The organism is Paraburkholderia sp. SUR17 (assembly GCF_029536165.1).
Taxonomy (GTDB): domain Bacteria; phylum Pseudomonadota; class Gammaproteobacteria; order Burkholderiales; family Burkholderiaceae; genus Paraburkholderia; species Paraburkholderia kururiensis.
This window is the reverse complement of the sequence record NZ_CP120509.1, coordinates 112,396-137,189: the sequence shown is the minus strand read 5'-3', so window position 1 is coordinate 137,189 and position 24,794 is coordinate 112,396. Positions and strand designations below refer to the sequence as shown.

Sequence of the window (24,794 nt, the reverse complement as noted above, 5' to 3'; positions counted from 1 at the left end):
TTACACTCTCCAGAGAATCTGCGCAGCGTAGCCCGCACATGCGAGCAGCCAGAGGATCGTCAGGGCCTGCAGCACCAGCCGCACGCCAACCGGCTTGACGTAGTCCATCCAGATGTCGCGCACGCCGACCCAGGCGTGATAAAAGAGCGAGAGCAGCGTGACGAAGGTGGCGAGCTTCATCCATTGCGTGGCGAAGATCGAGGCCCAGCCGTCGTAGGAAAAATCCTGCGCAGCGAAGAACCAGACGAGCAGGATGATGGTGTAGACCGCCATGACGGTGGCGGTAATACGTTGCGCGAGCCAGTCGCGCAGACCGTAGTGCGCGCCGACGACAAGACGCTTCGGGCCGATGCGGTTATTGGTTGCCATTTTTCAGAACACCCCGAAGAGTTTTGCCGCAACGGCAAGAGTAAGGAGCGAGGAAACAATCAGGACGACGACCGAGGTCTGCTTGCCCTTTTCCTTGGACACCGCGCCGTGGTTGGTATCCATCAGAAGGTGACGGACGCCGGCGCAGAAGTGGAAGAGGAAGGCCCAGGAGAGGACCAGCACGATGAGCTTGACGATGACGCTGGACAGGAAGCCTTTGAACACTTCGAAGCTGAGTTCGGAGGTGAGGCTCTGATCGAACAGATACAGCAGGAAGGGCAGGAAGATGAACAGCAATGCACCGCTTACGCGATGAAGGATCGATACGCGCCCTGCGAGAGGCAGACGGTACGCGAACAATATCTGCCCGAGCCCGATGTTCCGGAATTCCGGCCTCGGTTTTTTTACGGCTTCAGCCATGCTAGACCCCTACTTTTGTAGTCACACCAATCCGCAATTTTAGCGCCTTTTCTTTGCGCGCTGCAGCGAAAGTCCTGCAATGACCGTTGCTGTTTGCGCTATAAAGAGGCGCGTCTTTCCGCTTCTGTCCTGCTTCGGCCCGCTTCTCTTCCACTGATCCGCCGCACGCGCGCAAAGCTGCACACATGCGGCCGTTCAGCTCAGATCGTTCTGATAGTAGTACCCGTTCGTGACATACCAACCACGCCGCACCTCGACCGGCTTGTCGCCGTACGTGTACGACACACGCTCCACGGAAAGCAGCGGAAAGCCCGGCGGCACGTGCAACTGCTCAGCCACGGACGGGTCGGCAGCGACGGCCCGGATTTTCTCGGACGCACGAATCATGCGCGTACCGAACTCGGATTCGAACATCGCGTAAAGCGGGCCCTTGTACTCGGAAAGGCGCTCGAGCGTGAGGCCGCGGAACAACCCTCCGGGCAGCCAGATTTCGTCGAGGACGGTGGTTTCGCCGTCGAATTGCAGCAGCCGCCGGATCAGCACCACAGGGTCAGCGGGCTTCAGCTCCAGCTGGCGGGCAATGTCGGCCGTGGCGCGCAGGCGGCGGCACTCGAGCAGCCTGCTGACGTGCGGATGCTCCGCGCCGTCATCCGCAAGCAATCTGAGGAAGCGAAACTGGGCGCGGTCCTCGCTGTGGGTTGCAACAAATGTGCCCTTTCCCTGGCGCCGCACGAGCAGGTTTTCCGCCGCAAGTTCGTCGATCGCCTTGCGCACGGTGCCCTGGCTTACCTTGTAGCGGGCGGCGAGTTCCATCTCGCTGGGAATGATTTCACCGGGCTTCCATTCGCCGGATTCGAGGCTCTGCGTAATGAGACCCTTGATCTGCTGGTACAGCGGGCTGAACGTAGGCGAGCCGGACGAGGACGTGCCGGTGCCGGCGCCATCCTGGCCAGGGGGGTTAGCAGTGCTCGCCGGGTTCGCATTCATGCGCGCATTTCAACATAAAGCGCATATCGGCGTCCAGCTTTTCCAGCTCAATACATATGTCTTATATAAGACATAAGATACTGTTGACTTTGGCCTGCCCCGCTCCTACACTCCAGGTCGAGCCAGGGTTCGCGGGTTGCCGGCGAACGTTGTCCAGCAAGGCTTTCGAGCACGCAGGGCAGCGCACCGGCGCTACCCTGCACAAGGTGTCGCATTCACGCAGTAGAAGTTTCGATCCGCCCCGCCGCGGCCTCCTCCAGATGCCGCCGGACGTGCCGAAAGCGCTGTCGCGAAGACCGGCAACGATGCATGGATGGCGCTGCGCGCGCCCGCCGCCTGCGCTCTGCCGCGCTGTTCGTCCGTTTCATGAACGCCAGGCGTAACGCCCATATAGAATGGCGTTTTACTCTGGCGTCTAACGCATCCTCCTGGAGATTTCTCAATGGCTAAGCCCGCAAAGCGCGTTGCCGTCACCGGCGCCGCAGGTCAGATCGGTTACTCGCTGCTCTTTCGCATCGCCAACGGCGACCTGCTCGGCAAAGACCAGCCCGTCATCCTGCAACTGCTCGACCTTCCGCAGGCGCAAGCTGCCGTCAAGGGCGTCGTGATGGAACTGGAAGACTGCGCGTTCCCGCTGCTCGCGGGCGTCGTGGTCACGGACGATCCGAAGGTCGCGTTCAAGGACGCCGACGTCGCGCTGCTCGTGGGCGCCCGTCCGCGCTCGAAGGGCATGGAGCGCAAAGACCTGCTTTCGGCAAACGCTGAAATCTTCACGGTGCAAGGCCGCGCGCTGAACGAAGTCGCCAGCCGCGACATCAAGGTGCTGGTGGTCGGCAACCCGGCCAACACGAACGCCTACATCGCGATGAAGTCGGCTCCGGATCTGCCGAAGAAGAACTTCACGGCCATGCTGCGCCTCGACCACAACCGCGCGCTCTCGCAACTCGCCGCGAAGTCGGGCAAGCCGGTGGCCTCCATCGAAAAGCTGGCCGTGTGGGGCAACCACTCGCCCACCATGTACCCCGATTTCCGTTTCGCGACGGTCGAAGGCCAGTCGCTGCTGAAGCTGATCAACGACGACGAATGGAACCGCAACGTCTTCATCCCGACCGTCGGCAAGCGCGGCGCGGCCATCATCGAAGCGCGCGGCCTGTCGTCGGCAGCGTCGGCGGCCAATGCGGCAATCGACCACGTGCGTGACTGGATGCTCGGCACGAACGGCAAGTGGGTCACGATGGGCATTCCGTCGGACGGCTCGTATGGCATTCCCGAAGACATCATCTACGGCGTGCCGGTGACCTGCGAAAACGGCGAGTACAAGCGCATTGAAGGCCTCGAAATCGACGCCTTCTCGCGCGAGAAGATGGACGGCACGCTCGCCGAGCTGCTCGAAGAGCGCGACGGCGTGCAGCACCTGCTCGGCTAAGCCAGGCATGCAGATCAACCGGAACTCCGTTGCTGTGCCGCGGGTTCCGGTTTTTTTGCACATAGCTGTCAAGCATCCGGGCACGTGAGCTGAAGCGCGCTGCTTCACGTTGCTGTGCCCGTGTACCCGATCCGGACGCGCTCTATCCGACCTTGCACGCAGGCGCCGCGGCGCACTACCGGTGCGCCCCGCCAGTAGCCTCGGCGCTGCGACCAAACGCCGCGCAGCTTCGCGAGTGGCGAAGCAGGCCAGCCGGACCAGAGCGCATCCGAATCAGGTTCGTCCACCCCCCATTCAGACCCGACGCCGAAGATGCGCGCCCTGACTCCAGCCGAAGTGCTGTTTGACGGCGAAGCGCCGCCCACCCTCCTGCCCGTGTGCGATCACTACGCCGGCAGCGAAAAGCTGATGCTCAAATCGCTGGCGCTACAGCAGGAACTGGGCCCCGTGTTCGACATCACGCTCGACTGCGAAGACGGCGCCCAGGTAGGCCGCGAGGCCGAACACGCCGAACTCGTCGCCTCATTTGTGGGCAGCGAGCACGACCGTTTTGGCCGCGTCGGCGTACGGATTCACGACTTCCACCATCCCCACTGGCGCGACGACGTCCGCCTGATCCTGCGTGCAGCCCGGCGCGCGCCGGCGTACATCACGCTGCCGAAGATCCGCAGCGTCGCCGATGCCGCCGAAATGTGCGCGTTCATCGAAGCCACGCGCGTCGAATTCGGCATCGCCCAGCCCGTACCCGTCGACCTGCTGATCGAAACGCACGGCGCGCTCGCGCGCGTGTTCGACCTCGCCGCGCTGCCCGGCGTGCAGGCGCTCAGCTTCGGACTGATGGATTTCGTCTCGGCGCACGACGGCGCCATTCCCGACACCGCGATGCGCTCGCCCGGCCAGTTCGACCACCCGCTCGTGCGCCGGGCCAAGCTCGAGATCGCCGCGGCGTGCCATACGCGCGGCAAAGTGCCGTCGCACAACGTGACGACCGAAGTGCGCGACATGAGCGTCGTGGCCGGCGACGCCGCGCGCGCCCGCAGCGAGTTCGGCTATACGCGCATGTGGAGCATCCATCCGGCGCAGATTCCCGCCATCGTCGCGGCGTTCGCGCCCCGCGACGAAGAAATCGTGACGGCCGCCGAGATCCTGCTGGCCGCGCAGGCCGCGCAATGGGGCCCGACGCGCCATCGCGACACGCTGCACGACCGCGCGAGCTACCGCTACTACTGGTCGGTGCTGCGCCGCGCGCACGCCACCGGCCGCACCGTGCCGCCGGAAGCGGCGCCGCTGTTCGGGCCGGGCCGTCCCGGCGAGGAGCACGCACCATGATCGAGACCACAGACTACCGTTCCGCCGGCGCCGCGTTTCGCGCAGCCGTGGAGGCCGAGCGTCCGCTACAGGTGGTGGGCGCAATCAACGCGAACCACGCGCTGCTCGCCAAACGTGCTGGCTTCAAGGCCATCTACGTGTCGGGCGGCGGCGTGGCGGCCGGCTCGCTCGGCTTGCCCGACCTCGGCATCTCGACACTCGACGACGTGCTCACGGACGTGCGCCGCATCACCGACGTCTGCGACCTGCCGCTGCTCGTGGATGTCGATACGGGCTTTGGCCCGTCCGCATTCAACATCGCACGAACCGTGAAGGCGCTGACGAAGGCCGGCGCAGGCGCCATGCACATCGAGGACCAGGTGGGCGCCAAGCGCTGCGGGCATCGCCCCGGCAAGGCGATCGTCGCGCAGGCTGAAATGGTGGACCGCATCAAGGCCGCCGTGGACGCGCGCATCGACCCCGACTTCGTCATCATGGCCCGCACGGACGCGCTGGCGGTGGAAGGGCTCGATGCCGCCATCGAGCGCGCCGTAGCCTGCGTGGAAGCCGGCGCCGACATGATCTTCCCCGAGGCGATGACCGAACTCGGCATGTACCGGCAGTTCGCGCAGGCGGTAAAGGTGCCGGTGCTCGCGAACATCACCGAATTCGGCTCCACGCCGCTTTTCACCGTCGATGAACTGCGCGGCGCGGACGTGTCGCTCGTGCTGTACCCGCTCTCGGCATTCCGCGCCATGAACAAGGCCGCGGAAAACGTGTACCACGCGATTCGCCGCGACGGCACGCAGCAAGCCGTGCTCGACACGATGCAAACGCGCACCGAACTCTACGAGAGCATCGGCTACTACGCGTACGAACAGAAACTGGACGCGCTGTTCGGCCAGAAGAAGTAAGCCGGCCGACCGAAAACCACCCGCGCAGGCCGCACCGCAAGGAGCAAGGCAGATGAGCGAGACCAGGCATTCGAACGGCGCCAATGGCGCGGCCAAGCCAGCGGCGGCATCAACCGCGGGGCCAAACACCGCCAGCGGCTTCAAGCCCAAGAAATCCGTCGCACTTTCGGGCGTGACCGCCGGCAACACCGCCCTGTGCACCGTGGGCCGCACCGGCAACGACCTGCACTACCGCGGCTACGACATCCTCGACATCGCCGGCGCCTGCGAATTCGAGGAAGTCGCCCACCTGCTCGTGCACGGCAAGCTGCCCAACGCCGCCGAACTGGCCGCCTACAAGACGAAGCTCAAGGCCCTGCGCGGCCTGCCCGCCAACCTGAAGGCCGCGCTCGAGTGGATTCCCGCCTCCGCGCACCCGATGGACGTCATGCGCACCGGCGTCTCCGTGCTCGGCACCGTGCTGCCCGAGAAGGACGACCACAACGTGCCCGGCGCACGCGACATCGCCGACCGCCTGATGGCCTCGCTCGGCTCCATGCTGCTGTACTGGTACCACTACTCGCACAACGGCCGGCGCATCGAGGTGGAAACCGACGACGACTCCATCGGCGGCCACTTCCTGCACCTGCTGCACGGCACCGAGCCGCGCAAGTCGTGGGTCGACGCGATGCACGTCTCGCTCAACCTCTACGCCGAGCACGAGTTCAACGCCTCCACGTTCACGGGCCGCGTGATCGCGGGCACGGGCTCGGACCTGTATTCGGCCATCACGGGCGCCATCGGCGCGCTGCGCGGGCCGAAGCACGGCGGCGCCAACGAGGTCGCCTACGAAATCCAGTCGCGCTACCAGACGCCCGACGAGGCCGAAGCCGACATCCGCCAGCGCGTGGCGAACCGCGAAGTGGTGATCGGCTTCGGTCACCCGGTCTACACGATCTCGGACCCGCGCAACAAGGTCATCAAGGACGTCGCGAAAAAGCTCTCGAAGGAAGCCGGCGACATGAAGCTGTTCAACATCGCCGAGCGGCTCGAAAGCGTGATGTGGGACGCCAAGAAGATGTTCCCGAACCTCGACTGGTTCAGCGCGGTCTCGTATCACATGATGGGCGTGCCCACGGCCATGTTCACGCCGCTCTTCGTGATCTCGCGCACCTCGGGCTGGAGCGCCCACATCATCGAGCAGCGCATCGACAACAAGATCATCCGCCCCAGCGCGAATTACACGGGGCCGGAGAATTTGAAATTTGTGGCGCTAAATAGGAGAAAATAGCGTCCGCTGTGCGCTCTCGGGGCGCGTGCAGTTCAACCCAATGGCCGCACACAAGCATTGAAACCTCGGTCGTTCACGTTTAACTGATTAGATAGAAAGGCTCACTCTCATGAAGAAACTGCTGATCGCCACCGTTGTCGGCGTCCTTTCCTCGACGTTGCTGCTGACCGGCACCGATGCGCTCGCCCAGGGCGGCACGTCGACGGCCAAGCCGGCCGCCAAGCCGAAGGCACCTGCGCCGAAGCGCCGCCTGATCAAGCGCAAGCCGAATCCCGCCAAGGAAGCGAAGGTCGATCCGATTCCGGACGGCTCGGAAAAGTGGTCCTGTAACGAAGGCCTGTCGTTCATGCTTCAGGGCGACATGAAGCGCGACCAGATCGTGACGGTTCACTGGGGCAACAAGAATTACCGACTGCCGCGCGAAGTGACCACCACGGGCGCAGACCGTTTCCACGACGCCGCCAGCGGTCTGGACCTCGTCGTGATCCCGGCCAAGGCCATGCTGTTCTCGGACAAGGACAGCTCGCGTCTCGCCGACGAATGCAAGACGCTGGCCATGGAACAAGGCTCGCCGGCGCCGACGCAGGCCAACGCGCTGAACCGCGCAGGCACCGGCGCTGCTGCACCGGTGGGCGCAAGCCAGTAAGCGGAGCGCCTCGAGCGACTCAACGGAAAGCCACGATGTCCGCGCCGATTTCCAACGTCCGGCCCCAGCCGGACCACGTACTGACCGACATGGTCGATTACGTGCTGGATTACCGTCTCGACAGCGCGCTCGCGCTGGAGACGGCGCGTCATTGCCTCATCGACACGCTCGGCTGCGGACTCGAAGCGCTCTCCTACCCCGCGTGCACCAAGCTGCTGGGGCCGCTCGTGCCCGGCACGATCGTGCCCCACGGCGCGAAGGTGCCCGGCACGCCATTCCAGTTGGACCCCGTTCAGGCCGCCTTCAACATCGGCGCGATGATCCGCTGGCTCGACTTCAACGACACGTGGCTCGCCGCCGAGTGGGGCCATCCGTCGGACAACCTGGGCGGCATCCTCGCCACGGCCGACTGGCTTTCGCGCACCGCCGTAGCCGCGGGCAAGCCGCCGCTCGTCATGCGCGACGTGCTGGTCGCCATGGTGAAGGCGCACGAGATCCAGGGCTGCATTGCGCTGGAAAACTCGTTCAACAAGGTCGGCCTCGACCACGTGCTGCTCGTGAAGGTGGCTTCCACCGCCGTGGTCGGCCAACTGCTCGGCCTCACGCGCGACGAGCTGATCAACGCCGTTTCGCTCGCCTTCGTCGACGGCCAGGCGCTGCGCACCTATCGGCATGCGCCGAACACCGGTTCGCGCAAGTCGTGGGCCGCAGGCGACGCCACTTCGCGCGCCGTGCGTCTCGCGCTGATCGCGAAGACCGGCGAGATGGGCTACCCGTCGGTGCTCACCGCGAAAACGTGGGGCTTCTACGACGTGCTCTTCAAGAGCAATCCGTTCCGCTTTCAGCGTCCGTACGGCTCGTACGTGATGGAGAACGTGCTCTTCAAGATCTCGTTTCCCGCCGAATTCCACGCCCAGACCGCAGCCGAAGCGGCCATGGCGCTGCACGGCCAGTTGCAGTCGCTGGGCCGTTCCGTCGACGACATCGCGAAGATCACGATCCGCACCCACGAGGCCGCGATCCGCATCATCGACAAGCAAGGGCCGCTCGCCAACCCGGCGGACCGCGACCACTGCATCCAGTACATGGTCGCCGTGCCGCTCATCTTCGGCCGGCTCACGGCGGCGGATTACGAAGACAGCGTGGCCGCCGACCCGCGCATCGACGCCCTGCGCGCGAAGATGCAGTGCGTGGAAGACCCGCAGTTCACGAAGGATTATCACGACCCGGACAAGCGCTCCATCGCCAATGCGTTGACCATCGAGTTCACTGACGGCACGACGCTCCCCGAAGTCGTGGTCGAATACCCCATCGGCCACAAGCGCCGCCGCGCCGAAGGCATCCCGCTGCTCGTCGAGAAGTTCAGGACGAATCTGGCGCGCCGCTTCCCGGGCAAACAGCAGCAGGCAATTCTCGACGCGTCGCTCGATCAGGTCCGGCTCGAAGCCATGCCGGTCAACGAGTACGTCGATCTGTACGTCATTTGAGTTCGCATTTGAACGTGTACCAGGCAAACGTGTAGCAATGTCATTTCCGCGATTAAACGAAGGAAAACACCATGGCCCATAACCTCCACAAAACGCTCAAGGAATTCGACAGCGGTTCCGGCAAAGGGAAGTTCTACTCCCTGCCGCAACTCGGCAAGGCGCTCGGCGTGAAGATCGAGCGGCTGCCGGTCTCCATCCGCATCGTGCTCGAGTCGGTGCTGCGCAACTACGACGGCAAGAAGATCGCGGAAGAACACATCGAACAGCTCGCGAAGTGGAAGCCGAACGCCGCGCGCGTGGACGAAATTCCGTTCGTCGTCGCACGCGTCGTGCTGCAGGACTTCACCGGCGTGCCGCTGCTCGCCGACATCGCGGCCATGCGCGGCGTCGCGAACCGCGCCGGCAAAGACCCGAAGGCGATCGAGCCGCTCGTGCCGGTGGATCTCGTGGTCGACCACTCGGTGCAGATCGACTACTTCCGCCAGAAAGACGCGCTCGATCTCAACATGAAGCTGGAATTCCAGCGCAATAACGAGCGCTACCAGTTCATGAAGTGGGGCATGCAGGCATTCGACACGTTCAAGGTCGTGCCGCCGGGCGTGGGCATCGTCCACCAGGTGAACCTCGAATACCTCGCGCGCGGCGTGCACAAGAAGGCCGATAACGGCGACACCGTCTACTACCCGGACACGCTCGTCGGCACGGACAGCCACACGACGATGATCAACGGCATCGGCGTGGTGGGCTGGGGCGTGGGCGGCATCGAAGCCGAAGCCGGCATGCTCGGCCAGCCGGTGTACTTCCTCACGCCGGACGTGGTGGGCGTGGAACTGAAGGGCAAGCTGATCGAAGGCGTAACGGCTACCGACCTCGTGCTCACCATCACCGAAATGCTGCGCAAGGAGAAGGTGGTCGGCAAGTTCGTCGAATTCTTCGGCGAAGGCACGAAGTCGCTCTCGCTGCCGGACCGCGCGACCATCGGCAACATGGCGCCCGAGTACGGCGCCACGATGGGCTTCTTCCCGGTGGACGAAAAGACCATCGACTACTTCAAGGGCACGGGCCGCACCGAAGCCGAAATTGCCGCCTTCGAGAACTACTTCAAGGCGCAGCAGCTCTTCGGCATTCCGAAGGCCGGCCAGATCGACTACACGAAGACGCTCACGCTCGACCTGGCCACGGTGGCGCCCTCGCTGGCAGGTCCGAAGCGTCCGCAGGACCGCATCGAGATTGGCCACGTGAAGTCGACCTTCACCGACCTGTTCTCGAAGCCCGTCGCTGAAAACGGCTTCGCGAAGAAGGCCGACGACCTGAACACGGAATACACCACCTCGGACGGCGTCAAGGTGAAGAACGGCGACGTGCTGATTGCCGCCATTACGTCGTGCACGAACACGTCGAACCCGAGCGTGCTGCTCGCCGCCGGTCTGCTAGCGAAGAAGGCCGTGGAAGCCGGCCTCACGGTGGCCCCGCACATCAAGACGTCGCTGGCGCCGGGGTCGCGCATCGTCACCGAATACCTGACGAAGACGGGCCTCCTGCCGTACCTCTCGAAGCTCGGCTTCGAAGTGGCGGCCTACGGCTGCACGACCTGTATCGGCAACGCGGGCGACCTCACCCCGGCGCTCAACGAAGCCATCACGAAGAACGACATCGTCGCGGCTGCGGTGCTGTCGGGCAACCGCAACTTCGAAGCGCGCATTCACCCGAACATCCGCGCGAACTTCCTCGCTTCGCCGCCGCTCGTCGTGGCCTACGCGATTGCGGGCAACATCACGCGCGACCTCATGACCGAGCCGGTCGGCAAGGGCAAGGGCGGCCGCGACATCTACCTCGGCGACATCTGGCCGTCGAGCGACGAAGTCAACGCGCTCCTCAAGTTCGCGCTGGACGCCGACGCGTTCCAGAAGAACTACGCGCAGCTCACGAAGAAGGGCGACCTGTGGAGCAAGATCGAGGGCGAGGCAGGCCAGGTCTACGATTGGCCGAAGTCCACCTACATCGCGGAGCCGCCGTTCTTCGGCAAAGACTTCTCGATGCAGCCGGCCGCTTCGATTCCGACCGTCAAAGGCGCACGCGCGCTCGGCATCTTCGGCGACTCGGTGACGACCGACCACATCAGCCCCGCAGGCTCGATCAAGGAAGACTCGCCCGCAGGCAAGTGGCTGAAGGAAAACGGCGTGCAGAAGGCCGACTTCAACAGCTACGGCTCGCGCCGCGGCAACCATGACGTGATGATGCGCGGCACCTTCGCGAACGTGCGCATCAAGAACCTCATGATCCCGGCCAAGGCGGACGGCACGCGCGTGGAAGGCGGCCTGACGATCCACCAGCCGAGCGGCGAACAGATGTCGATCTACGACGCCGCCATGAAGTACATCGCCGAAGACACGCCCACCGTGGTGCTGGCAGGCGAGGAATACGGCACGGGTTCGTCGCGCGACTGGGCCGCGAAGGGCACGCAGCTGCTGGGCGTGAAGGCCGTGGTGGCGCGCAGCTTCGAGCGCATCCATCGCTCCAACCTGGTGGGCATGGGCGTGCTGCCGCTGCAGTTCAAGGGTGCGGACAGCATCCAGTCGCTCGGCATCACCGGCGATGAAACGTTCGACGTCGAAGGTCTGGGCGACAACTTCAAGCCGCAACAGGAAGTGACGCTCGTGATCAATCGCAAGGACGGCACGCAACAACGCGTGGCGGTGCTGCTGCGTATCGACACGCCGATCGAGGTGGACTACTACAAGCACGGCGGCATTCTGCCGTTCGTGCTGCGCCAGCTGCTCGCCGCGTAAGCGTTTTGCAGGTGCTGCGCCCCGCACGGGGTGCAGCCAGTTCTTGAAGCCCGACTCTGTCGGGCTTTTTTTTCGTGCGTTTTTAGTGGGTCGACTGGCGGTGAATCCCGCCGCAGCGACCTCGGCGCGCTCAACTGCCGGGAAAATCCCCGAACGGATTGCCGGCGTCCTTCTTTTCCGTCGCGAGGTTGTATTCGGCGCGCACCGCCTTCAACACGGCTTCGATGTCGCGCTCGAAACCGGCTGCGTTGCCGAAATGCTTCATGGTCCAGTTGCAGCCCGTCGCGTCGGGCTCCTGCAACTGCGGGCGCGGCACGCTGATCTTCACGCCCTCCTCGGCGATGTTGTGGATGCGGCCGAGGCGCCGGGTCACTTCTTCCTGCAAGCGCGAAGCGTTGAGCATTTTGCGTTGCATCGGGCTCTCCTCCTTACTTGGGCAACGGGAAGTCTAGCTTGAGCCCGCAACGCCAGGCGCATCGACGTAGGGCGATCCACCCGCTGCTCCTTTATGCCACGCGCCCTTCGGACCACGCCGCTTCGAGCTTCGCCGCGACGCGGTCCACGATCGCCTTGCGCTGCGCGAACAGCGCGGCCCCGCGCTCGCGCGCCTCAGCCACCACCGCGGCGGGTGCCGTGTCCGGCCGCCCTGCGTTGAAAGGCGGCGCCGGCGCGTATTCGAGCTGCAGCTGCACGGCTTGGGCGGTGTCCTCGTCCACGAGTTCGCTCGCCAGCGTCAGCGCGAAATCGATGCCGGCCGTCACGCCGCCGCCCGTGAAAAGGTTGCCGTCGCGCACCACGCGCTCGCGCACGGGAATCGCGCCCAGCGGCTCCAGCAGTTCGTGGAAGGCCCAGTGCGTGGTGGCGCGCCGCCCGCGCAGCAAACCCGCCGCACCGAGCACCAGTGCGCCCGTGCAGACCGAGGTCACGAAGCGAGCGGCGCTCGCTTGCCGGCGCAGAAAGTCCAGCACCTCGGCATCTTCCATCAGCGCGCCCACGCCCGCGCCGCCGGGCACGCAGATGACGTCGAGCGGCGGACACGCATCGAACGTGGTATCCGGCACGAGCACAAGACCGCTGCTGGACGTGAGCGGCGCGCGGTCCTTCCAGACGAGATGGACGGCGGCGTCGGGCAGCGACGCGAACACGTCGTACGGACCTGTCAGGTCAAGCTGCTGCACGCGGGGAAACACCAAAAGACCGATCTGTAGCGACATGGCGAACCTCTTTTTCAAGCGATGGATGGACAGAACCGACTCTACGCCGCGACCGTATGGCAGTATTGCCATATAACCCTCGGTTCTCGCCAACCTGCTTTTTCGACCACGGCGTGCGCCGCGCCGCCGCCAAGAGGCCGCCAAGAAACCGCCACAAAGCCGCCGCCATCACACCGCCATCACACCGCCATCGCCATGCCGACCCAACCACCACCCGCCGAAGCCGCCTCACCTTCGCCCCCGCGCACCATCGACCTGCTCGCCTTCCCCGACGTGCAGTTGCTCGACGTCACCGGTCCGTTCCAGGTGTTCGCCTCCGCGAACGAACTCTCGCGTGCAGCCGGGTTGCCGCTGCCGTACGCGCCTCGCGTGATCGCGGCGCAGCCGGGCACGGTGGTGTCGTCGGCGGGGCTTGGGCTTGGCGCGTTGCCGCTGCCCGCACCAAGCGCGCCGTGCGACACGCTGATCGTCGCCGGCGGCAACGGCGTCTACGCCGCCTCGCGGGACACGGCGCTCGCCAACTGGGTTCGCGAACGCGCGGGGCACGCACGCCGCGTCGCATCGGTCTGCACAGGCGCGTTCCTGCTCGCGGCAGCCGGCCTGCTCGACGGACGCCGCGTGGCCACGCACTGGACCCGCTGCACGGAACTCGCGGACCGCTTTCCCGCCGTGCGCGTGGAGCCTGATCCCATCTTCGTGCGCGACGGCGCCGTCTGGACGTCGGCCGGCGTCACGGCCGGCATCGACCTCGCGCTGGCGTTAGTGGAAGACGACCTCGGCGGACAGCTCGCGCTCGACGTGGCCCGGCATCTCGTGGTGTTTCTCAAGCGCCCGGGCGGCCAGGCGCAGTTCAGCACGGCGCTCTCGCTGCAAAAAGAGAAAGGCGAGCGCTTCGCCGAGTTGCACGCGTGGATGGCCGAGCACCTCGCTTCGGACCTCACGGTCGCGGTGCTTGCCGCCCGCGCCGGCATGAGCGAGCGCAGCTTCATGCGGCATTACCGCGAGCAAACCGGACTCACGCCGGCCCGAGCCGTGGAGCAGATGCGCGTGGAGGCGGCACGCCGCTTGCTGAGCGCAACACAGCTGCCGGTCAAGCGCATTGCGGCGCGCTGCGGATTCGGCAGCGAAGAAACCCTGCGGCGCAGCCTGATGCGCGCCATCGCCGTGACGCCGCAGGCCTACCGCGAACGGTTCGCCGCAGAACAGCCGCCGACCGTATCCCGATCCCGGCCAGCGCCTGCTGCCGCTGCCCACACCGCTGCCCACACCACCGCGCAGACCGACCAACCGACACAAACGACGTGACAAGACACCGCACAATCTCCCGACGTGCCCTCGCCAACCTATCTCCCCTGCATTACGCGGTAAGATGGCGTGCCGATTGCTCGCACGTTCTGCCTCCGTCCGCCCGGCGCCCATCGCGAACCGCATGAAGATTCATATTGGCGTCGCAGTACGGATGGCTGAATACCGCCTCGCCCTGCGTCCCGCGTTGCCGCCCATTGCTTTCTCGTGGCGTGCCGGGACATGGGATTTACCCAACCCTCTCCTTGGGAACAGCGGATGGAACTAGAGCCCGCCCAGAAACGCCAACCGGTATGGCCGTTTTCGCCGAGCCTGCTCTGGCTACTCGGCCCGGCGGGGTTGATCGCCGTGAGCGCGCTCATTGCGACGGAAGGCGCCGCGCACGCGCTTTCCAGCACGTTGACGTGGATCGGCTACGCCTGCGGCCTGTGCGCCGCCTTTGCCGTCTGCTACACGATTGCGGCCACGGTGCTGATGCCGCGTTTCTTCGCGAGACCCCGGGCCGCGCCCACGCATTACCCGCCTGTCACGGTGGTGAAGCCGCTGCACGGGCATGAATATGCGTTGCTCGAAAATCTGGAAGGCTTCTGCGCGCAGGACTATCCCGCGCCGGTGCAATTCCTGTTCGGCGTGCATGACCGCAACGACCCGGCGCTCAAAACGGTGGAAGCGTTGCGCGCGCTGCATCCGCAGGCCGACATTGGCGTCGTGATCGATTCGCGGCTCTACGGGCCGAATCGCAAGATCAGCAACACGGTGAACATGCTCCCGCACGCGCGGCACGACGTGCTGGTGTTCGCGGACAGCGACGTCGGCGTGAACACCCATTACCTGCGCGACGTGGTGGGCGAGTTGCAGCGGCCCGGCGTCGGGCTCGTGACGTGCGCCTATCGCGGCGAGCCGGACCCCGGCTTCTGGCCACGTCTGTCGGCGAACGCCACCAACTACCAGTTCCTGCCGGGCGTAGTGGTGGGGCTCGCGCTGGGTCTCGCGAAGCCCTGTTTCGGCCAGACCATTGCGATGCGGCGCGACACGCTCGAGGCGATCGGCGGCTACCTGCCGTTCGCGCACCATCTGGCCGAAGACCACGCCATCGGCGAAGCGGTACGCGCCACGGGCCAGACCGTAGCGATTCCGCCCGTTGCCGTCACGCATGCCTGCGCCGAAACCACGTTCGGGCGGCTCGTCTCGCACGAACTGCGCTGGAGTCGCACGATCCGCGCCGTGGATCCCGCGGGACACCTCGGCTCGGCGCTCACGCATCCGCTGCCGTTCGCGCTTGTTGCACTCGCACTGGCGGGCGGGGCGGCGTGGTCGTGGGCACTCGTGGCGGCGGCGCTCGTGGCGCGTTTCGCGCTGAAGCTCCAGGCGGACCGCACCTTGCGGCAACCCTGCCGCGATCTCTGGCTGCTGCCGCTGTGGGATATCCTCTCGTTTGCCATTTTTGTGGCGAGTTTCGGCTCGACACGCGTGATATGGCGGGGCGTCAGCTTCGAGGTGGACGGCAAAGGCCTGCTCTACCCGGTTCAGGACAAATGAGCCCGCAGTGAACCGAATGAGCCCCGCCCGACAGGCCGGCGCAACGCCCGGCTGATGGAAACACCGAATGACTGAATTACTGCCCACGGATGCGGCATGAAGAAACACCTCGGCCGCATCGCGGCATTTGCCGGACTCGTTATTTCCCTGTGGCTTTTCTGGCGTGACAACCCCGGCGCCGTACTGGCGCTAATGCGCGCGGCAGGCCCAGGCCTCGTGCTCGCCGCGATCGTGCACGTGCTGCCGATGCTCGCCAACGCACGCGACTGGCAAACGCTGATCCGCGGCGCCAACCGCCCCAGCTTCGCGCGCATGCTGCAACTCGTCTGGATTCGCGAATCGGTGAACGGCATGTTGCCGGTGGCGCGCATTGGCGGCGAGATCACCTCGTTCCGGCTGCTGCGCCAGCGCGGTCTGCGCGCATCCACGGCGATGGCGAGCCTCGTGGTCGACATGCAGCTCACGCTCATCAGCCAGTTGCTGTTCACGATCGCCGCCATCGGCTATCTGGTGGCGCACACCGTGGGCGACTCGCTCCATCTGGCCACGAACCTGTTCTGGGGCACGCTTGCGCTCGCCCCGGTGCTCCTGCTGTTCGCGCTCGTGCAGCACGCGAATCCCTTCGAGCGTCTTTCGCAGCTGCTCAACCGCGTGGCAAGCGGACAGCTCACGGCGCTCGCCGGAAGTTCGGCGCATATCGACCGCGCCATCAAGCTCGTCTGGCGGCGGCACGGCGTGGTGCTGCGCTACGTGTTCTTCTGGCAGACGCTGCAATGCCTCGGCACCGCGCTCGAAATCTGGATTGCGGTGCACTTCCTCGGCGCGAACATCAGCTTCCTTGAAGCGGTAGTGATCGAATCGCTGATTCAGGCCGTGAGCAGCGCCGCGTTCTTCGTGCCGGGCGCTCTGGGCGTGCAGGAAGGGGGATTCGTGCTGATCGGCTCGGCCTTCGGGCTGGACCCCGCCACCTCGCTCGCGCTGGCCGGCGCGCGGCGCGTGCGCGACCTGCTCATCTACGTGCCGGGGCTCTTCGCCTGGCAGTTCGCCGAATCGTCGGGCGGCCGGCGCTCGTATCGCACCCCGGCCGCCGCGATGGACGGGCGGCGCTGATCGCTACGTCGCGTCGCCTCGCGGCAGACGAGCCGGGCCCGTCCGCCGCCTCGCCGCAATCCTCTTACTCTTCGCGACCCAGCCCAAGCCCCGGCAGCGCCCGCGTGCCTTCCGCAGCCACCGCGTGCAGCAGATCCGGATCGACGTCGAGCGCGCGCAGAATCGTCGGCGCGACCTGCGTGGTCAGCACGTAGTCCGGATTCGTGCGGCCGGCGTGGTGCAGACCCGGGAACGACACGACGAGGCCCAGGTGGCTGTCGTCGGGCGCGTTGCCGCCGTGCTCTTCGTCCTTCTTCTTGCTCGACGTGTAGATCACGCCCGGATTCGGCTGCACGACGATGTCCGGCGTGCGGCCCAGCGACGGGTCGCCGAACTTAGCCTTCACGCTCTGGCCGTACAGGATGTACGCCTGCGGACCGTCCGCGCAGATGCCGGGCGCGTTGCAGCTCAGGTTGTCCTTGAGCGTTTTCACCACGGCATTCAACTGGCTCGGGTCGCGCAGCCAGACGAGGCCCACGTCGTCGGTCTGCACAAAGCCCGTGCCCACCAGACCGCTGCCGTCATTGAGGTTGCCCGTCTTCGTGTTGGCCTGGCCGAAGTTGCCGTTCGGGTCCAGATAGTTGTTGGCTTCGAGCAGCGCCGTCAGCGTGTCGCCGTTCTTCACGAGCTTCGTGTGATCCGTAGGCGACTGGCCGTGCTTGGCCGTCACGATGACGAGCGTCGACGAATAGAGGTTGCGCTGCTTCAGTTCATCGACAATGCGGCCCAGCGACTTGTCGAGGTACGCCACGGCGTCCGCCACCTGCGGGCCCGGCGTGAAGCTCGCGTCCAGATACCCGCCGCCCTTGGCGACTACCGCCTTCTGCGCAACGCTGAGCGTCTGGAAGTTCGTGCCGAACAGCGTGGGGACGGACGCATTCGTCTTGCCCGTGGAGTCCTTGCCGTCGATCTCGTTGATGAGCGCGGCCACGTGGAAGTCGTCGAACTGCTCGGTGTGCTTGTAGGTGTCGGTGTAATCGGAACCGGTGGCGGGGTCGATGGAATTGATCTCCGTGCGCGCGAGATCGTCCACGCCGCGTCCAGACGGACCATTCAGCCAGTCGTAGCCCCACGCGTGCTTGTCCGCCCATGCGGTTCGCGCGCCGCGAACGTGCTGCTTCACCACCTCGAACACGGTGTTCGTCTTGACGTAGTTGTGCGGATACACGGGCGTGCACACACCGTTGATCTTCGCGTTCGGAATAGCCTGCGGATTGAAGGCGCCGCCGCCATCGAGGTGAACGAGCGCGCCGCCATTCTCGGCATCGATGCCCGTCGTTTCATCGAACACGACGTTCCAGCCTTGCTTGCCCTGGCATTGCGTGTCCGAGGGCGCGTAGAGCGTGCGGTCGTAGGAGACGTCGTAGAAGAGGCCCGCGGTCTTCGGCGAACCACCGGTCACAAGCGCGGCGAGGCCAGGAAACGAATCGGAAAGGCCCGGCGTGTGAGCGTTAGTGTACGTCACGCCTGACTGAGCGAGCAACGCGAGGTTCGGGCAGGTATTGCCGGCAACGCAGCGGGCCACGTCCTGCTGGTGTAGACCGTCGAAGCTGATGAGAAGCACATGCTTCACCTGCCTCGCTTCGTGGTGCTCATGCTGCTCGTCCTGAGCAGCCTGCGCGGATTGCATGCCCGCGAGCCCAAGGGCTATCGCGCTGGCCGCGGCTACCGCAGAGCGCTTCCATGTCCGTTCCATTCGTCACCTCGTTCGTTATTGGTAGAACTATTGGGAACATCTCCGACCGAGGTGCCAATCTGCATGGCCATTACGTCCCGTGGATGAAGCGGGACTTTCAATTACATTCTCTTACAAGTTATTTCGTGATCCGTATTGCCTCTGCGTTGGCAGAAGCTCTGCACACAAAAAAGCCAGTGCAGGCGCTAACCTGCACTGGCTTGCTTGACTTCGACGATCGAGCGGCGCGCTCAGATCATGAGTCGCGACACCTTCGTCCCTTCGAGCGAGATGCCCGCCATCAAACCCGCATTGGTGAGCACAAACGCTTCAACGGGGCTCATGGCCGTCGATGTGTCCAGATTGCCGTTGGCTCCGATCTTCGCGAGCGCAACCGTTGCATCCGCACCCGCCGACCAGCCCTGGCTCTTCAGGAAGCTGTCCAGCGCTTCCTGCGTCATGAACGCGAAGACGAGTGCCTTCGACTGCGCGCCGATCTGCAATCCGAACGAACCGCCCAGCGTGCTGTAGTAGCCCGTGGTCTGGTCGCCCACGCGCAGCGCGCCTTCGCCGTACTGTGCGCCGAACCAGAAGCCGGCCGCGATGACCGAGGGAAACACCAGCACGCCGCGCGACTTCGCGACCAACTCCTGCGAACCGTGGACCGTGCTGTAGAGGCGTGCCAATGTGGCGTCCACGCCTGCGTTGATGTTGGCACGCTTCTCGGTGTTGTCGGCCTGCGTGTTGCCGGTGCCTGGCGGCGTGGTGGTGCAGCCGGCCAGTGCAAGGGCGCCTGTTGCCAGCATGGCGCTGGAACCCGTGATGAACTGACGTCGACGCATGGGCATGGGTGCTTTCCTCCGACGAGTAATTGTTGATTGAATGTTCGCGAACGTTGCCGCGTGTCCAGTTGGACAGCTACGACGCGGAAAGTTGCCGCCAGAGCCGCTCGCTCTCTTCGTCTGCGGGCATGTAGACGAGCAGGCGCACGCCGTTCTGCGCCGCGGACCACCAGTTGGTCTGCTGCATGCTATACACGCCCACCGAGGCATGACGGAACCGCTTCACGTGGTTCTCGATGCCGACCACCTGATGGCGCGGCCACAACTCGCGAAACTCCGCGGACACATTCATGTAGCGCTGCAACTGCCTTTCCCAAGCCGGGTCTTGCATGTGCTCGGCCATCGCGGCGCGAAAGAGCGCCACCATGCGGTCGAGTGCTTCGTCGCAGTCACCGAGGCACGCGCGCCACGTCGGGTGCGTCAACGCGAGGTAAAGGCAGTTGCGATCTTCAGGCGGGATGGTCGCGAGATCGATGCCGACGAGCCTGCAATATCCCGCGTTGAAACCGATAATGTCGAACCGCGCGCTTTGAATCACCGCCGGAAACGGGTTCATCTGATCGAGCACGCGCTGCCACGCCTCCGAAAGCCTTTCGCAGGACGGCTTCGTGGTCACCGAGGCCGGCCGCGTCACGCCAGCAAGCGTGAAGAGATGGCGCGTTTCGGTCTCGCTGCACTGCAGGGCGGCCGCTACAGCGTCCAGCACCTTCGCGGATACACGAATCGGGCGCCCCTGCTCGAGCTTCGTGTACCAGGTAATGCCGATGCCCGCGAGCTGCGCCACCTCCTCGCGGCGCAAACCCGGCGTGCGGCGCCGGCCGATGCGGGGCAGCCCGAGCCGCGCGGGGTCCAGACTCTCGCGCCGGGCCCGCAGGAAGCCGGCCAGCTGCAGCAGGCGGTTCGTATCGACGATATCGCCCTCGTCCGGCGAGTCGGCGAGGAACAGTTCCGGCGTGGCATTCATTCGAGGTCGCTCCATCATAGCCTGACACAACTTATACCAGTCTAAACAAACTCTGGTACCAGTCTAAAACGCTCTCCATACTAGCTTTCCAAACGCATTGAAGGAAGGCTTTCGATGACCGCGCAGAATCCTCACCCCAAGCTCAGTCAGCTTGGACTATTCGTGCTGCTGGCTGGCCAGCTGCTTCCGCAAATCGATTTTTCGATCGTCAACGTGGCGCTCGACGCCGTTGCCCATTCGCTGCATGCCACCGAAACCGGGCTCGAACTCATGGTGGCCGCCTACGGCGTGGCGTTCGCCGTGTGCCTCGCGATGGGCGGCAGGCTGGGCGACAACTTCGGCCGGCGACGCATTTTTAACATCGGCGTGCTGCTGTTCGGCATTTCGTCGCTGCTGTGCGGGCTCGCCAATTCGATGGCGCTGCTGCTCGCGGCGCGCGCGTTGCAAGGCGTGGCAGCAGCGCTGCTCGTGCCGCAGATTCTCGCCACCATCCACGTGAGCCTCAAAGGCCACGCCCATTCGCGCGCCATCGGGTTTTATGGCGCCATCGGCGGGCTCGCGTTCATCGTGGGGCAGGTGCTGGGCGGCTTTCTCGTGTCGGCCAACATTGCGGGCAGCGGCTGGCGCAGCGTGTTTCTCATCAACCTGCCGGTGTGTGCGGCCATCCTCGCGTGCTCGCGGTGGATTCCGGAAACACGCCGCGATCACGCCGCAGGTATCGACCGTCCCGCCACGCTGCTGCTCGCGCTCGTGATTCTCGCCATCCTGCTGCCGCTTTCGATGGGCCCTTCGCTGCACTGGTCAGCGCCGTGCATCGCGCTGCTCGTCGCGGCGGTGCCGCTCATCGTGCTGCTGTGGAAGACGGAGCTGGTCCAGGAACGCCGCGGAATATCGCCGCTGCTGCCGCCCACGCTGTTGCGCCTGCCTAGCGTGCGCTTTGGCCTTGTCGTCGCGATCCTGTTCTTCTCGTGCTGGAGCGGCTTCATGTTCGTGCTCGCGCTCACGCTCCAGGCGGGCGCGGGGCTCTCGCCGGTTCACTCGGGCAATACGCTGATCATGCTGGGCGGCTCGTACTTCGTCGCGTCGCTCTTCACCGCACGGGCCGTCGCAAAGTTCGGACGCACTCAGACGTTGATGCTGGGCTGCGCGATCCAGATGCCGGGCCTGCTCGCACTGATCGCGACACTGCATGAGGTGTGGCCTCACCCGGGCATTCTGAATCTCGCACCGGCCACGATGCTGATCGGTGCCGGCCAGGCGTTCATCGTGAGCAGCTATTACCGCATCTCGCTCACGGACGTGCCGCACGAACAGGCGGGCGCCGGCAGCGCCATGCTGGCCACGGTGCAACAGGCATCGTTCGGGCTGGGCTCTGCGGCCCTGGGTGCTGTGTTCGCGCAGACGCTCCACCATTCCGGCCTGTATCTCGATGCCGCAACGGCGAGTCTCGTCGCGGAGTTCTGCGTGATGCTCGTGCTGGTGGCCTGCGCCGCGGTGTATCGCAACCACGATCGAAACGCGGGCATCAGCGTGGCCGTGAACGTGGCGCAGGTGCCCGTGGACTGACGACGTGCGTGCCTCGGTCTGGCGCTGGGTCTGGCAGTGCGTCTGCGAGCATGCGATAGCATCGCTCAGCCCGCGCACAACGGCCGTTCAAAGCTGCTTGTGATAGAACGTCGTCGCGCAGAACGTACCGTCGGGCATGAGCGCGTAGTTCGGCACCGTTCCCACGCGCTCCCATCCGGCGCGCTGATAGAGGCGCTCGGCATCGCCGCCGGTCACGGTGTCGAGCACAAGCACCGTCTTGCCCGCTTCGCGCGCCGCATGGTCCACGGCGGCCATCAACTGTTGCGCAACGCCGCAGCGGCGCGCCTTGCGATGCACGAGCATCTTCGCCACGTCGGCACGATGCGGCTGATTCTCGGGCTGCGCGAGAATCAACTGCACCGTACCGACGATCTCGCCGTCCTCGCCTTGCGCCACGAGCAACACGCGCTCGTTGCGCGCCACGCCTTCGGCCACGTCGCGCCAGAACGCGATGGCCTTGTCGCGAGACAGCGGCCACATGAAACTCACCGACGCCCCGCCTGCCACGCAGTCGATCAACACATCGGCCAGTGCCTCGACGCATGCCGCGCTTTCGTTGGCCCCGACTCGCATCACCGTTACGTTCGCGCTCATCCGTTTCTCCGTGTGGGCATGGAGGCAAGCGTGGTCAGCGCCACGAGGTAGCGTGCGGGCTTGCGCGTAGGGTTGCGAAACACCGTGGGCCGATCCACCCGCATCGCGAGGCAGTCACCTGCTTCAAGACGCCAGCGCTCTTCGCCCAGCGTGATTTCCATCGCCCCTTCGATAACCCACACCTGCTGATTGATCTCGACTTCGCGTGCCCCCGTGTCGTACGCCACGCGTTTGCCGGCCGGAAAGTGCACCTCGACGAGTTGAATGGGCGAACGCACCGCCGGCGACAAATGGCGGCGCACGTAGCCGGAGCCGGGATCGGTCCATACCGTCTGCGCGCGTGCGCGTGAGACGGGCGACGGTTCGTCCTGCGTAGCCGCGCTTTCTTCGAACAACGACGCAAGCGTGACGCCGAACGCCGTGGCCAGCTTGTCGAGCACCACCGCCGTGGGGCTGCTTTCGCCGCGCTCGATCAGCGATATGTTCGAGCGGCTGACGCCGCTGAGTTCCGCGAGCGCGTCGAGTGAAAGGCCGTGCGCCGCGCGAAGTTCGCGCACGCGGGCCGCAATGAGTTCGGTGACGTCCATGCGTTCCAGTTTAATGGAAAATAAATCCACTATGAAGGAACCATAATTTGCGCGTTCGTGAGCGGCATGGGCGTGCCGCTGCGCAAACGTCTAAGGAAAGCCGTTGACGGCGGTAGGCGATGAACGCGCACACGTCATACGAATAAGGTTTGGCGAACGTGCGCAGTAGGTGCTTAAACCAGTTCGCCGTCGCGAGGAAAGGCTGTCTGCCTTGCCGCTGCGTAAATTTTCCCAGGAGGGGTAAATCATTCGCCATTGCTGCCGATAACGCAGGTCCAAAGCGTGGGGGACAACCGTGAAATTGCTTGCCAGTCTCGTCGTCGTGGCCGTCCTTGCGGGATGTGCCCAGCTCCAGGGACCGAATCAGGACGCCAGTGCGCGTACCGACATCCACACGCCTGCCGCGCCGCCAAAGCTCGTCGATTTCGTCATACCACCGGATGCGCTCGGCGCCCGCGACCCGCAGTTGACTTCGGTGCTCACGAAGGTCGGCGCGCTCGCGTCGAAACAGTTGCAGCCCACGACGATCGTCGTTTCCGCGCTGCCGCAGGACTTTGCGTATCTGAACCAGTCCGTGAAGCGCGGCATTGCTTCGCAGCGAGCCGGGTCGGTGCGGATGGAAAACGTGGCCGTAGGCAGTTGCCAGCCCTACAGCATCCAGCTCAAACCGACCGAGTAACCGGAGGCCGACCTATGCTTCGATTCCTGATCTGCACGGCCACACTCGCATGCGGCACCGCATTCGCGGCCGACCCTGCAAACGTTAGCGCGCCGCCTTCACAGACGCAGGCCGCGTCAGGTGGCTCGTCGTCGGCCTTCGTCATCAAGCCGACCACGGCCGCCGCCGCGCCGAACCAGCTCTTTCCGCCGGTGCCGTCGCTCGCCTCGCTGCCGGGCTCGGGCTCGGCCAGCGACGACGAAGACACGTCGGCGCCGGTTGCCACCACGGGCTCGTCGCGTCGCTCGAAGAAATCGCGCCATGTGGTCGCGAAGAAAGCGCCGGAAGTCCAGGTGCGCGTCGTCGTCACCGACGAATCACGCACGCAGCTTGCCGCGATGGAAAAGAAGCTGGACGCCGCGTTGCTGGAACGGCCGCACGACAAACGGTCGGTTGCGACCGAAGGCGTTTCGGTCGCCATGACGCGCTGAGGGTGGAGGGTGGCCGTTCGTTAGCGGCAAGAAATCATCGACGGCAAGAAACCGTCAGGCAATATTGGGGGTCCCCGCCATGCAACACGTTCTGTTCGCGGCGAAGCGCTTCGCCGCATCCAGTCTCGTTTCGCTCGCCATGACCGTCGCCGTGCTGTCGCCCGCCGCCGCACATGCGGACGACAACCACGCGGACGACAACTGCTTCGAACGCGCGGGCACCTATCAAGGCGTGAACCCGCTCATCCTGCGTGCCATCGCGTGGTTCGAATCGAAGGGCAATCCGAATGCCGTGCATCGAAATGCGGACGGCAGCGTGGACGTAGGCCAGACGCAGATCAATTCCGTGCACTTCGGCGAGTTGCGCCGCTATGGCGTGCCGCCCAATGCGCTCAAGGACGCGTGCGTGAACATCTACGTAGCGGCGTGGATGCTCAAGCAGAAGATGATTCGCCACGGAAACACGTGGCAGGCGATTGGTGCCTACCACTCGGAAACGCCGCAGCTACGCGACCAGTACGCGCGCAACATTCATTCGGTACTGGTCTCGTGGGGGATGTCGGATTAAGCCTC

The 24,794-nt window shown here is 65.1% G+C and carries 24 protein-coding genes; 14 read left to right on the top strand and 10 right to left on the bottom strand.

Features of this window, described 5'->3' with window-relative positions; translation table 11 throughout:
• From sdhD to P2869_RS18170, 3 genes are all read right to left on the bottom strand, one after another.
• Window positions 1-369 carry a succinate dehydrogenase, hydrophobic membrane anchor protein gene (gene sdhD, locus P2869_RS18180; RefSeq protein WP_017773242.1) on the bottom strand — a complete coding sequence of 123 codons (369 nt, stop codon included), beginning with the start codon at window positions 367-369 and terminating at the stop codon, window positions 1-3.
• Window positions 370-372: 3 nt separating this feature from the next.
• Window positions 373-789: a succinate dehydrogenase, cytochrome b556 subunit gene (sdhC, locus tag P2869_RS18175; protein ID WP_017773241.1), complete on the bottom strand. Its 417-nt coding sequence runs from the start codon at window positions 787-789 to the stop codon at window positions 373-375.
• A 195-nt stretch (window positions 790-984) separates the two neighbouring features.
• The gene (locus P2869_RS18170) at window positions 985-1,776 is read right to left on the bottom strand and encodes a GntR family transcriptional regulator (RefSeq protein ID WP_277599074.1); all 792 of its coding nucleotides are present in this window, start codon (window positions 1,774-1,776) and stop codon (window positions 985-987) included.
• Between the two features lie 442 nt (window positions 1,777-2,218).
• Between P2869_RS18170 and P2869_RS18165 the strand changes: the two genes are divergently transcribed.
• The 7 genes from P2869_RS18165 to acnA all read left to right on the top strand — a co-directional run bounded on the left by P2869_RS18165 (window position 2,219) and on the right by acnA (window position 11,616).
• Window positions 2,219-3,202: a malate dehydrogenase gene (locus P2869_RS18165; RefSeq protein ID WP_277599073.1), complete on the top strand. Its 984-nt coding sequence runs from the start codon at window positions 2,219-2,221 to the stop codon at window positions 3,200-3,202.
• Window positions 3,203-3,514: 312 nt separating this feature from the next.
• Window positions 3,515-4,531 carry an aldolase/citrate lyase family protein gene (locus P2869_RS18160; protein WP_277599072.1) on the top strand — a complete coding sequence of 339 codons (1,017 nt, stop codon included), beginning with the start codon at window positions 3,515-3,517 and terminating at the stop codon, window positions 4,529-4,531.
• Window positions 4,528-5,424 carry a methylisocitrate lyase gene (prpB, locus tag P2869_RS18155; RefSeq protein WP_042304164.1) on the top strand — a complete coding sequence of 299 codons (897 nt, stop codon included), beginning with the start codon at window positions 4,528-4,530 and terminating at the stop codon, window positions 5,422-5,424. The genes P2869_RS18160 and prpB overlap by 4 nt, the downstream gene beginning before the upstream one ends.
• Before the next feature lie 52 nt (window positions 5,425-5,476).
• The gene (gene prpC / locus P2869_RS18150; protein ID WP_277599071.1) at window positions 5,477-6,694 is read left to right on the top strand and encodes a 2-methylcitrate synthase; all 1,218 of its coding nucleotides are present in this window, start codon (window positions 5,477-5,479) and stop codon (window positions 6,692-6,694) included.
• A 109-nt stretch (window positions 6,695-6,803) separates the two neighbouring features.
• On the top strand, window positions 6,804-7,340 hold the full coding sequence (locus tag P2869_RS18145) for a hypothetical protein (RefSeq protein WP_017773235.1): 537 nt from the start codon (window positions 6,804-6,806) through the stop codon (window positions 7,338-7,340).
• Window positions 7,341-7,375: 35 nt separating this feature from the next.
• Window positions 7,376-8,827, top strand: a complete 1,452-nt coding sequence (locus P2869_RS18140; RefSeq protein WP_017773234.1) for a bifunctional 2-methylcitrate dehydratase/aconitate hydratase — start codon at window positions 7,376-7,378, stop codon at window positions 8,825-8,827.
• 71 nt (window positions 8,828-8,898) lie between these two features.
• A complete protein-coding gene (acnA, locus tag P2869_RS18135; RefSeq protein WP_017773233.1) occupies window positions 8,899-11,616 on the top strand; it encodes an aconitate hydratase AcnA in 2,718 nt (905 codons plus the stop codon).
• A 130-nt stretch (window positions 11,617-11,746) separates the two neighbouring features.
• Here acnA and P2869_RS18130 read toward each other — a convergent pair whose 3' ends face one another.
• Window positions 11,747-12,031 carry a hypothetical protein gene (locus P2869_RS18130; protein WP_277599070.1) on the bottom strand — a complete coding sequence of 95 codons (285 nt, stop codon included), beginning with the start codon at window positions 12,029-12,031 and terminating at the stop codon, window positions 11,747-11,749.
• 91 nt (window positions 12,032-12,122) lie between these two features.
• On the bottom strand, window positions 12,123-12,830 hold the full coding sequence (locus P2869_RS18125; protein ID WP_277599069.1) for a DJ-1/PfpI family protein: 708 nt from the start codon (window positions 12,828-12,830) through the stop codon (window positions 12,123-12,125).
• Between the two features lie 195 nt (window positions 12,831-13,025).
• Here P2869_RS18125 and P2869_RS18120 point away from each other — a divergent pair, with 195 nt between their 5' ends.
• The 3 genes from P2869_RS18120 (at window position 13,026) to P2869_RS18110 (ending at window position 16,784) form a co-directional block, all read left to right on the top strand.
• Window positions 13,026-14,135, top strand: coding sequence for a helix-turn-helix domain-containing protein (locus tag P2869_RS18120; protein ID WP_277599068.1), 1,110 nt, complete (start codon window positions 13,026-13,028; stop codon window positions 14,133-14,135).
• A gap of 258 nt (window positions 14,136-14,393) precedes the next feature.
• Complete coding sequence (gene hpnI, locus P2869_RS18115) at window positions 14,394-15,674, top strand: bacteriohopanetetrol glucosamine biosynthesis glycosyltransferase HpnI (RefSeq protein WP_277599067.1); 1,281 nt, start codon at window positions 14,394-14,396, stop codon at window positions 15,672-15,674.
• 96 nt (window positions 15,675-15,770) lie between these two features.
• The gene (locus tag P2869_RS18110) at window positions 15,771-16,784 is read left to right on the top strand and encodes a lysylphosphatidylglycerol synthase domain-containing protein (RefSeq protein WP_017773228.1); all 1,014 of its coding nucleotides are present in this window, start codon (window positions 15,771-15,773) and stop codon (window positions 16,782-16,784) included.
• 64 nt (window positions 16,785-16,848) lie between these two features.
• Here the strand turns inward: P2869_RS18110 and P2869_RS18105 are convergent, their stop codons facing one another.
• The 3 genes from P2869_RS18105 to P2869_RS18095 all read right to left on the bottom strand — a co-directional run bounded on the left by P2869_RS18105 (window position 16,849) and on the right by P2869_RS18095 (window position 20,304).
• Entirely contained in the window at window positions 16,849-18,519 is a 1,671-nt protein-coding gene (locus tag P2869_RS18105; RefSeq protein WP_277599066.1) for an alkaline phosphatase family protein, read from the bottom strand.
• 230 nt (window positions 18,520-18,749) lie between these two features.
• Window positions 18,750-19,340 (bottom strand): YSC84-related protein, encoded by a 591-nt coding sequence (locus P2869_RS18100; protein WP_126879322.1) that lies wholly within the window; start codon window positions 19,338-19,340, stop codon window positions 18,750-18,752.
• 76 nt (window positions 19,341-19,416) lie between these two features.
• Complete coding sequence (locus P2869_RS18095) at window positions 19,417-20,304, bottom strand: helix-turn-helix transcriptional regulator (protein ID WP_277599065.1); 888 nt, start codon at window positions 20,302-20,304, stop codon at window positions 19,417-19,419.
• A gap of 114 nt (window positions 20,305-20,418) precedes the next feature.
• Between P2869_RS18095 and P2869_RS18090 the strand changes: the two genes are divergently transcribed.
• Entirely contained in the window at window positions 20,419-21,870 is a 1,452-nt protein-coding gene (locus tag P2869_RS18090; protein WP_277599064.1) for an MFS transporter, read from the top strand.
• Between the two features lie 87 nt (window positions 21,871-21,957).
• Here P2869_RS18090 and P2869_RS18085 read toward each other — a convergent pair whose 3' ends face one another.
• Window positions 21,958-22,485: a GNAT family N-acetyltransferase gene (locus P2869_RS18085; RefSeq protein WP_277599063.1), complete on the bottom strand. Its 528-nt coding sequence runs from the start codon at window positions 22,483-22,485 to the stop codon at window positions 21,958-21,960.
• Window positions 22,482-23,072, bottom strand: coding sequence for an XRE family transcriptional regulator (locus tag P2869_RS18080; protein ID WP_277599062.1), 591 nt, complete (start codon window positions 23,070-23,072; stop codon window positions 22,482-22,484). The genes P2869_RS18085 and P2869_RS18080 overlap by 4 nt, the downstream gene beginning before the upstream one ends.
• A 295-nt stretch (window positions 23,073-23,367) precedes the next feature.
• On the opposite strand from P2869_RS18080, the gene P2869_RS18075 reads away from it, so the two are divergent.
• The 3 genes from P2869_RS18075 to P2869_RS18065 all read left to right on the top strand — a co-directional run bounded on the left by P2869_RS18075 (window position 23,368) and on the right by P2869_RS18065 (window position 24,789).
• Window positions 23,368-23,751, top strand: coding sequence for a hypothetical protein (locus P2869_RS18075; protein ID WP_051061909.1), 384 nt, complete (start codon window positions 23,368-23,370; stop codon window positions 23,749-23,751).
• 14 nt (window positions 23,752-23,765) lie between these two features.
• Window positions 23,766-24,221, top strand: a complete 456-nt coding sequence (locus P2869_RS18070; RefSeq protein ID WP_017773220.1) for a hypothetical protein — start codon at window positions 23,766-23,768, stop codon at window positions 24,219-24,221.
• Between the two features lie 139 nt (window positions 24,222-24,360).
• Complete coding sequence (locus P2869_RS18065) at window positions 24,361-24,789, top strand: lytic transglycosylase domain-containing protein (RefSeq protein ID WP_233411937.1); 429 nt, start codon at window positions 24,361-24,363, stop codon at window positions 24,787-24,789.
• The last annotated feature ends 5 nt before the right edge of the window (window positions 24,790-24,794 follow it).